Annotated in this window: 7 protein-coding genes; all 7 read right to left on the bottom strand. The window is 33.8% G+C overall.

The features are described from left to right. Nucleotides 1–249: hypothetical protein (locus AB4Y90_RS15010; protein ID WP_441558347.1), on the bottom strand; the 249-nt coding region annotated here is incomplete at its 3' end. A 1-nt stretch (nt 250) separates the two neighbouring features. Beyond that, the gene (locus tag AB4Y90_RS15005; protein ID WP_441558346.1) at nt 251–2428 is read right to left on the bottom strand and encodes a DUF6603 domain-containing protein; all 2178 of its coding nucleotides are present in this window, start codon (nt 2426–2428) and stop codon (nt 251–253) included. Beyond that, nucleotides 2376–2825, bottom strand: coding sequence for a hypothetical protein (locus tag AB4Y90_RS15000; protein ID WP_441558345.1), 450 nt, complete (start codon nt 2823–2825; stop codon nt 2376–2378). The genes AB4Y90_RS15005 and AB4Y90_RS15000 overlap by 53 nt, the downstream gene beginning before the upstream one ends. An 83-nt stretch (nt 2826–2908) precedes the next feature. Then, a complete protein-coding gene (locus tag AB4Y90_RS14995) occupies nt 2909–3601 on the bottom strand; it encodes a tail fiber protein (RefSeq protein WP_441558344.1) in 693 nt (230 codons plus the stop codon). A gap of 11 nt (nt 3602–3612) precedes the next feature. Beyond that, the gene (locus AB4Y90_RS14990) at nt 3613–5139 is read right to left on the bottom strand and encodes a hypothetical protein (protein ID WP_441558343.1); all 1527 of its coding nucleotides are present in this window, start codon (nt 5137–5139) and stop codon (nt 3613–3615) included. Between the two features lie 5 nt (nt 5140–5144). Continuing rightward, the gene (locus tag AB4Y90_RS14985; RefSeq protein ID WP_441558342.1) at nt 5145–7448 is read right to left on the bottom strand and encodes a hypothetical protein; all 2304 of its coding nucleotides are present in this window, start codon (nt 7446–7448) and stop codon (nt 5145–5147) included. Then, nucleotides 7405–8960: coiled-coil domain-containing protein (locus AB4Y90_RS14980; protein ID WP_441558341.1), on the bottom strand; the 1556-nt coding region annotated here is incomplete at its 5' end. The genes AB4Y90_RS14985 and AB4Y90_RS14980, both read right to left, overlap by 44 nt.

The raw sequence follows: 8960 nt of genomic DNA, 5'->3' as shown, positions 1-8960 counted from the left end.
TGGTAAAGTACTTCTTCTAAATTGTATATGCGGAAAAGTGCCTGCAAAATTCCCCGTATGTTCCGTTGGAGGATACATGGTTAATACTTCATTCTGAGGAATCGTATAATTGTAACCCGCCACATAAAAGGTAACCGCCTGTTCGTGAGCGTTACTGAGGTTATTTTGTAGATTTCCCTTAATTTCGTATTTTCCTGATACGATTGTGGGTATATGTGACGGAGCAATTCCTGTTTCTGCGTTTGCCATTTTAAGCTATTTGGTATTTTCCTAAAGATTTTTTCTTGTATTTATAAACCTCAACAGAGTTTTCTAAGTCGGTATAATCTATTTCATCTTCATCCAGAATGTCAAAAATAGTCATCATGCTGCTGTTGAGTTTTACTGCACTGTCTTTGTGCTCTGTTTTGCTGCTCATAAAACTATCTTCATAATTTTTCACACAGGTATCATATAAAGAAACCATTACAGGATCAATCTTAGATTCTATTTTAGAAAATTCTAAACGAATCCCTTTACAGACATCTTTTAATAATTTAGGACTTGATAATACCTCATCATTATTTGCAAATGTATTGGTATTATTCCATATCGAGGTAGGAACTGATTTTAAAATAGGAGAACCCTGAAATGTACTGAAATCATTCGTTGCTCCTTTAACAGATAAACCGAGTTTATTCTCTAACTGAGCAGAATCTGTATATACCGGATAAATTTTTTCGGCGCTTATTTTTTCATTAACTAATTGATTCCCTTCTATTTCAGTTATCGGAATTTCTGAATAAATTTCTAAAGCAAACGTTTTGGGATTCACTACTACAGATTCGGTTCCGTTTGTATTCTTTACTTTTTTTATGATTCCTGATGTTATATTACAGGTAAGTATTTTAGCGGGATCCGGTAAAAAAGCAGATATAAACTCTTCTTTACTTAATGATTTATTGACAAGCTTTTGATGATCGCCGAATTTCACTTCCAATTCGTAACCAACAACCTTAAACGTTGCAATACCTCTGAAATCCGGTCCTTCTAACTGTAATTTGGCCGTTAAATTAAAAGACTGATTGATGCTGAACAACCATACATCTACGACAATTTTAGCATAAATCTGCACATATACCTCTGCTTTATAATAAAACGGCTTCCATGAAATAATAAAATCTGCGCTGAAGAGAACCCCGATTTCAGCATACACCACACCTCCATCCAGCACAAGACGCAAACCGCCCGCTAAACCAGCCATTATACAGCTCGGCGTTAAAGCAAAATAAGCTTTTCCATAAAACTGAACCGGACCTAAATTAAAACTGTAACCTAAACGGGGTGTATTATTCGGATAATGTACAGGAACTTTAAAATCAGGATGATAACCTCCTAAAGTAAACACAAAATCTCCCGCCAAATCTCCTTTCAGCCACATTCCTAAGGCAAAACCACCTGTCAGTTTTAACTGCGGCAATAATACATACGTGTTATCTGTCAACTGACCCTGAGCTAAAAAAGTACCTTCTTCTAAATCTGCACGCATAGAAAATGCAAATTCAAAATTATAAACTCCTTCCAGCTTCATGGTAGATAAGCCTAAAAGATTTAAAGATGTTTTATTCCCAAAAGCAATTGCCAGAATTCCTGTGGTGAAAATCATTTTATAGGAATCAAATTTAATTCCTGCCACGATTACATAATTATTCTCGGTTGCAGGCAGATAACGATTTAGATCCTGAAAAACTTTTTTAATATTATCCCCCTGCTTCAAGCCTCCCTGATGAACAATTTTAATGAGAGGAAAATCCGGAATTTCAGTGATATTGGGCATCACAAAATCTCTGTTTAAGCCAAATCCTAACGCAAACCCGTGAATGTAAAAAGCAGGATCCAAAGGAATCGGAATACCCAGATATCCGAAAGCAAATAATGAAGAATAGGTTGGTGTTTTGATATAAGATCCGATTGCAATGATCTCAATTTTACCAAACCTGAAAGTTAATAAACCATTGTATTCTTCTGTTCCGTTATTTGTTTCTCTCAAAAATGCTCCGGCTATTGAAAGTGCAGGTGTATCATAGATAATTGCTAAACCTTTTAAGAAAAACTGAACTTCTTTCCATAATTTTTCAAGACTGAAATTCTGAAAAACGCTAAAAGGAACCTGAATTCCCAACCCGACAAGCTGTAAACCAAAAGGACCGACATTAAAATCTGCAGATACCGCAATATTAATTTTGTTGTTTTCGATGGATGGTTTTACCTCATTAATTTTTACTAATGAATGCTTTTTTTCTTCTTTCTGAATATTTCCGGAAGTACTTTTGTTTTCTTTTTTTGCTGAATCTGAATTAAGAACAGGTAAACCCGGAACTTTTATACCATACAAGTCAAAACCGGGGAAAGTAATTTTTTGCTCTCCGCTTCCGATTTTCAAAATCATACCCTCCTACCAAAGGCATTTTCTCAAAAGTGATCGCTTCGGAAATCGCTACCGAAAATAGTTTGAATTCTTTAGAAAAAACACCTTTCAGTTTAACTTTTGAATATCTGGCTCCCAATTGGAAAGCTGACAAACTTTCTTTTTCGTTTGAGATTTTATAAATCCCAAAATTGAGATCGTTAGGTAAAAATGGAGCAATACTGTCTTTTATCTCACCTTCATCTTTTAAAAGTTTAGAAATATTTTCTGAAACATGAGGCAAACTTCCGGTAAGCGACGTTACAGAAATATCATCATCTAATTGGGTAACATTTCCAATAATTTTGAGATCGACCTCTTTTATGGTGACGTCGAGCTCAAGTTGGATATTGGTTTTTAGTTCAGATGAGTTTTTCATGGTAATACAGCTTTTTATTAGATCATCACTTTCGTCTGATGTTTTATGATTTCAGTTGATTGCTATTGTAAGAGTTACAACTCTTATTTTATCTTCATGATATAGGCTAATTTTACATGTTGCGGATTGGGAACTTCTATCGGAGTTGGTGAATCATGTCCTATCGCAAAACTTGCAGATATATTTTCATCGGAGCACCAACCATTGTCTCTTTTAATATTCTGATTTCTGGAGGTTGCTCTGGTTCCTAAAAAATCAAAATTATTACCGTTTGTACCTGCTTCTGCTTTATAAAAACTCATTGTAACGGTACTCCATACTCGTGGAATATTTCTTTCATTTAAAGTGATGGTATTAGATTTATAAACCTGACCGTTTTTTTGATTAAGATCTTGTCTGCCCTGAATAAAACTGCTTCTCAGATCCGGCGTCCCGTTTTGACCGTCGCAAAAAGCCCATCCTTCCGGAACCTTATCTCCGTAGAATGCTACAATGGCTCCTACAGGAAGAGAAACCAGCTCATTATTGGCATATAAAGCGTTGTTAACATCTGTTCTGTTCGCAGTAATCTTTACTAATTCTTTAGCGCCTTTCAAAATTTTAAGTTCTTCACTTAATATTTCTATCTGATTTTTAAGCTTAATAAAATCTGCTGTTAATGTACCGATTGTACTATTTTTTGAATCTAAAGTATTGATCGTGGCACTTCCCGAATTCAGCTTATCAATTTTCCCCTGATTAGCTTCAAATTCATTTACGTTTAAAATTTCTGACATATTTTTAAAACTTAGAGTGAATAAAAAATCTTACCTGTCTTTATACAGAATTTCACTTTGCCGTTACGGTATCCCGCAATATTTTTATATTCTAAATAGAAAGGATAAGATCCGGACGGATTTACAGAGGTAGGCTGCTTCGCCTTCAATCCTGAAATCTCTAAAATGACAGACTCGCCTTTATTTAATACATATTCTTTCTGACAATACAAAAAATCGTTACTCGTAGATTTTGGCTTTGTAGGAATATCTGTAAAAGAACTGAACTGTTTCAGTTTAGCATTATTGGTTTGCTGTACATCATTCTCAAGGATGGCAAGGAAATTACCCGAAACTCGGAAGCCGCTCGTCTCAGAAAATTTCAAAACCTCATCAGAGATATTGTTTATTATCAGGTTTACAGTTTGGGTGTTGTTTCCGGCGCCGTTATACAAGGTATCATTCCCCAAAATAAATACTTCAAACGGACAATCACTTCCGCCTCTTACATCTAAAATTTCAAAAACTTTATCAATAATGAGGGGTTGAGATTTTGTATAAGTCTGGGAAAAATCATCTTTCGTAAGGGTGAGATTATAAATTTCAAGCTGAACCAAAACCCTTTCCTGCTCTAAACTGTTGATGATGGATACGCCTTCTAATTTTGTCTTCAGATTTGTATTATTAGCCTGCTGATCTTTAAGGTTAAGTGGAACATCTATCCCGTCAGATTCTTCTGTATTTTTATGATATTTAAAAAAACCTTTTTTAGCCTTAAGTTTTGCCACACAGTTATCATAATTCTCAAGTGTCATATCTCCCGGAAAAAATTCGAAGAAAAGTGGCTGCTGCTCATTTTCGATAATTAATTTATCATATTCAGTATTGTTGGTAAGGGCAAAGCTTACGGTATCAATTAAAGTAGATTTTGATAAAAGCGTAAGATGCTTTTGTATCGATTTATTAATCATATTTTCTACCTCATCCGGGGAAACATCAGTGTAAACAGATAAGTCTGCAATTTTAAGCTGGTCGCCTTCTTTGTTACCGCCGATCATCATATTTTGACCTTCAACAGAATTATTAACCGAAATAACAGGTTTCCTGTTGAGTAAAAAATTTTCTTCTGTAATGTAAATATCAAGATTGCCCACCTCATCAAAATATACAGAACCGTTGAACCAGTTGTTTTCCCTGATTTTAAAATCTGCATCATTTACTTTAATGCTATTTTTAAAAGAAACAGCATTTCTGTTATTCGATTTTGTGGCGCTCAATACTTTGTCCCCAATCGTAATAAGACTGATGGTATCGTTATTATTTTTTTTATCGTAATTAAAAAAGAAATTGATTAAAGTTCCTCCTTTATTTATCGTTTTTTTAAATGTAAGTTCTAATTTGCTTTCATCTTTAAAATTCAAAAAAGAACCTTTGTGCTGATCAAAATCAACCTCAATATTTTTATTTTCTAAAGCAGCCTGGACCTGAGATTTATAGTTATTAGTAATTTCATTATTCACCAAATTATCTAAAGGAAAGTAGTATAATAGTTTTGCCATAATGTTTAAAATTTAGTCGATTTTATAGATAACCATCCTTCCTTTAATACCAGATTGGGAATAACTCCGGAATTGGTATTAAAATCAGTGATTTGCAGGATTGCTTCAGATTTATTTTCGATCAGCTTTAGCAGCATCATTTCATGGTCGTCTAAACGATCTTTTACTTTAATTTTTTCTAATTCGCCAATGCTTATAAAATAAATCTCGTCGTCTGGATAAAAAGCATCCTGATGAATGATTTTTTTCTGAATTAAAGCACTTTTAAAATTATTTTTTAAAATCAGGGATGTATCTTCTAAATTGAAGGCATATAATTTTTTTACCAGATCTTTAAGGTAGATTACTTTATTAGACGCCTTGAAGGATAATACCTCGATTAAATCTTTTTCAAAATCATTTAAATCAGATGCATTTTTCGACTGTAACAGGCTTATTTTATCAAAATCAATAAAATAAACTTCGTCATTTAACAAACTGTTCTGAGTGTGAATTACATATTCTTCCCTGATAAGAAAGTCTTTAAGCGCTGCATATTTTTTAGTTTTGAAATTATTAAAATCTAATGCTACTTTTTTCGACTTCATATTTTCATCTTTAAATATCAGATTGGTGATCGTATCATTGATAAATACAAGCTCTGATTGATAGCTCTGATTCTCATTTTTCTTCTCAAATTCTTCCCTGTTGACAAAAAATATCTTTTGATTTGGAAAAAATGCAATCAGCTCATTTACCAGAAGATGATCGTTTTTTAAATCTGACAATGGAGATTTCAGATCGCTTTCTGTTTCGAAATTTTGACTAAAATCTATCGCTAAATTTTGAGTGACACGTTTTTTAACGGGCGGATTTGTAGCAGATAAAGGTTGTTTTTTGTTTCTTTTTTCCAGCTCAACCCAAGACCATTCGTAGCGATTATCTTTCGATAAAGAGAGCTGAAGATTTTCTTTCGGAGTTAAAACAGGCGCCGTTAATAACGTAAGTTCAATTTTTCTCAGGGCATTTTTAATTCTGTTGAAAGGAAGCTTTATTTGTTTTTCCGGCAAAATTCCGGTTTTAATATTCAGATTGCCTTTAGGATGCATCAACACATATCTTTGGCATGCATTCAACGTGTCATTGAGCGCTAGATAACTTTCTTTATCCTGGCCTTTATAACTGATCGCAGCGTTAAACATAGGTCTGCTTTCAATTTCGTTCCATTTTTTTCTGCCGTCGATCGGGTTTTCGTTCAGAAAGTCTTTCAAAGAATAAGAACGATCGTTTATTTTCTTGATGACATCATTATTGAAGTAAATTTTACTTTCTAAATATTTTACACCTAATTTTTCATCTGTTTTTTCGTCTTCTGGCTTCAGATTATAATGCCAATACGCCAATACACCGTCATTATATTGATTTAAATCGCCAATAGACATCGGGATTTTTACCTTATCATATTTCCTTTGATTGTCATAGGTATTGATACTGATATTCTCAGAATAATTGATATCATAGAGCGCCTCACCTTTGGTAAATAAATTAATATTAACCAAAGTAATAGCTATCGGTACAGAAGAAATCGTCTCGAGTAAGGAAGGGTTTGTATAATCTTCAGGAGCGGTATGTTCCATTGCTTTCTGCAATTCTTTTATAAACTGATTTTTTTTATCAGATTTACAAATCTTTTCTATGATCCAGTGTATAATTCTCTTAAGGTGCGGATTTTTCACAACAGATTTATATCCCACATTTTCCTGGGCAATGCTTACATCAAACGGGGAAGATTCCCACTGACCTTCTGTATCTACCGCTCCTAAATGTTTTCCAAAGGCGTCAAAAAATTCTATCCTTTGATTAAGATAAACAGGAACCATCCATCCCAGAACGGAAGATTTTTTTTTGTCGGTTATTGTGCTAGTAAATCTGGGACTCATTGCTGCAGCCTGCAGATATCTTGGCGGTAATGTTACCCAGTTATCTTTATTTTCGATCCTTTGCACATGAGTTGTTATAATTTTTTGAGGCTCTATTGTTTTGTTTCTTCCAAAAGAGTCTATAATTCTGAATCTGCTGATTTTAAAAGCGCCATTTCTAAACGGATTAAATATAGATAACCTGTTTGGCGTTAAAAGATTTAAGCCGCTGAAGTATTCTTTGCATAAACTTTCTATGCTTTTTGCTAATTCTTTATGATCCTCAAATCCGTTGGGAATTAATGGTAAAACAGACAGGCCGTTACTTCTTTGCAACATCAGGTTATTGAAATCTGAAAGTGTTAATTCAAATAAAGCAGTACCTTCTAATGTCTGCAAAAACCCTTTCATCTGTTCGAACAGAAGGATTGGTAAACAGGTTAAATATCGTATTCTTTTTTGGCGATGAAATAATGATACTGGGAGGTAATGCATTGTAGTAATCTGTTCTGCTTTTTTTAGATAAGATTATTTGTGTTTTATATCTCAGATCCAGCAGCTTCTGAAGTTCTTTTTGAGAAACAGCATCACCCGAATGCTGTGCTTTCACCAAAAAATTAACGATTGCATAATCGCGGTATTTTTTATAATAACCGGATATTTTTTCAGAAAATAACAGTTGTAACTTAGCTACATTAGCTTCTGCATTTTTAATTTTCTTTTTTAATATATTGATCTGAGAAATCAATAATGCCAAATCGTCTTTAAGCTTATTGATGTTCCTGTTTTTGTTTAAAAATAAAGCACCTAAATAAGCAGACCAATGCAGATACAGGCTTTCAATTTTAGTATGTAGCCTGAAAGTTTCCAATTCGCAGTTGTTTAATAATCTATTCAGAGAATCCAATTCATCTTCCAATGACGCATTAAAAGAAATATTGGTGAGTTCTGATAAATTTATTCCTCCAAAAACAGGCAGAATAATTTCGTCTGATAAGGCAGATTCGTTCAGAATGTTTAATTTTTCCCGGATGTTTTCATATTGATCGGCAATGCTTTTGCTCGGCTCAAAATCTAACAGATTGATATCAAAATCATATTCCTGAACTGAATCTTCATGATCAGCATCAACAATATTCAATACATATTTTGTAGTACCCGCTGTTTTATTAAACTGCTGCTCGTGTTGCTTGTTTCTCAGTCTGGAAATCCAATCCAGATTCAGACCTTTCAATTCATCAAAATTGATCATTGAAGCAATTTGCTCTTCCTGCTTTTGCAGATCCTGCTTTGACAGGGTAGGATTATTCGTATTGATAATCAACGCTGAAAGGGTCTCCGGCAAAGTATTGGCAATGGCTATATCAAATGATCCCTCATTTTCGTTTGCTGCATTTGGCTTCAACTGAAATTTACCTGCTACGATATTTTCATTCACAATATTTTGTGCATAGGTTTCAACCCAGCCAATAATTGTGTAAGCATCATTTTCTGTTCCTTCTTCGTCGTAAAAGCCAAATACACTTCTACAATTAGGGTAATGGATGTCAAATGAAAAACTGCCCCATCCCAAAGCACTGAGATTATTTAAATAATTGTCTTTAGAATTTCCTTTATTAACCCAATCTTCAAGCCTGTATTTTCTTCCTATATATTTAAAGTGAAAATTATTTTCCGCTTCTTCTACATAAGTGCAGGTTTGAGATTTATTTAATTCAGGATCGTTAATGTTCCAGATGTGGTCACTTTCAACAATCCATTCTTTACCGTCTTTTTCTCTATTTATATACCAGCGATTAGGAGCTTTGGGAAGATTTCCTTTATCGTCAAATTTTTTAAAATATGACGGCAAAACAAAATGAATATGCATTCCCGCATCCAGATAAACGGAATTATCATAAGAAAAAGGTCTTGGGATAATAG

The organism is Chryseobacterium sp. 2TAF14, assembly GCF_052115105.1.
GTDB lineage: Bacteria > Bacteroidota > Bacteroidia > Flavobacteriales > Weeksellaceae > Chryseobacterium.
Note: the sequence above shows the minus strand (reverse complement) of the source record. Positions and strands in the feature narration are given on the sequence as shown.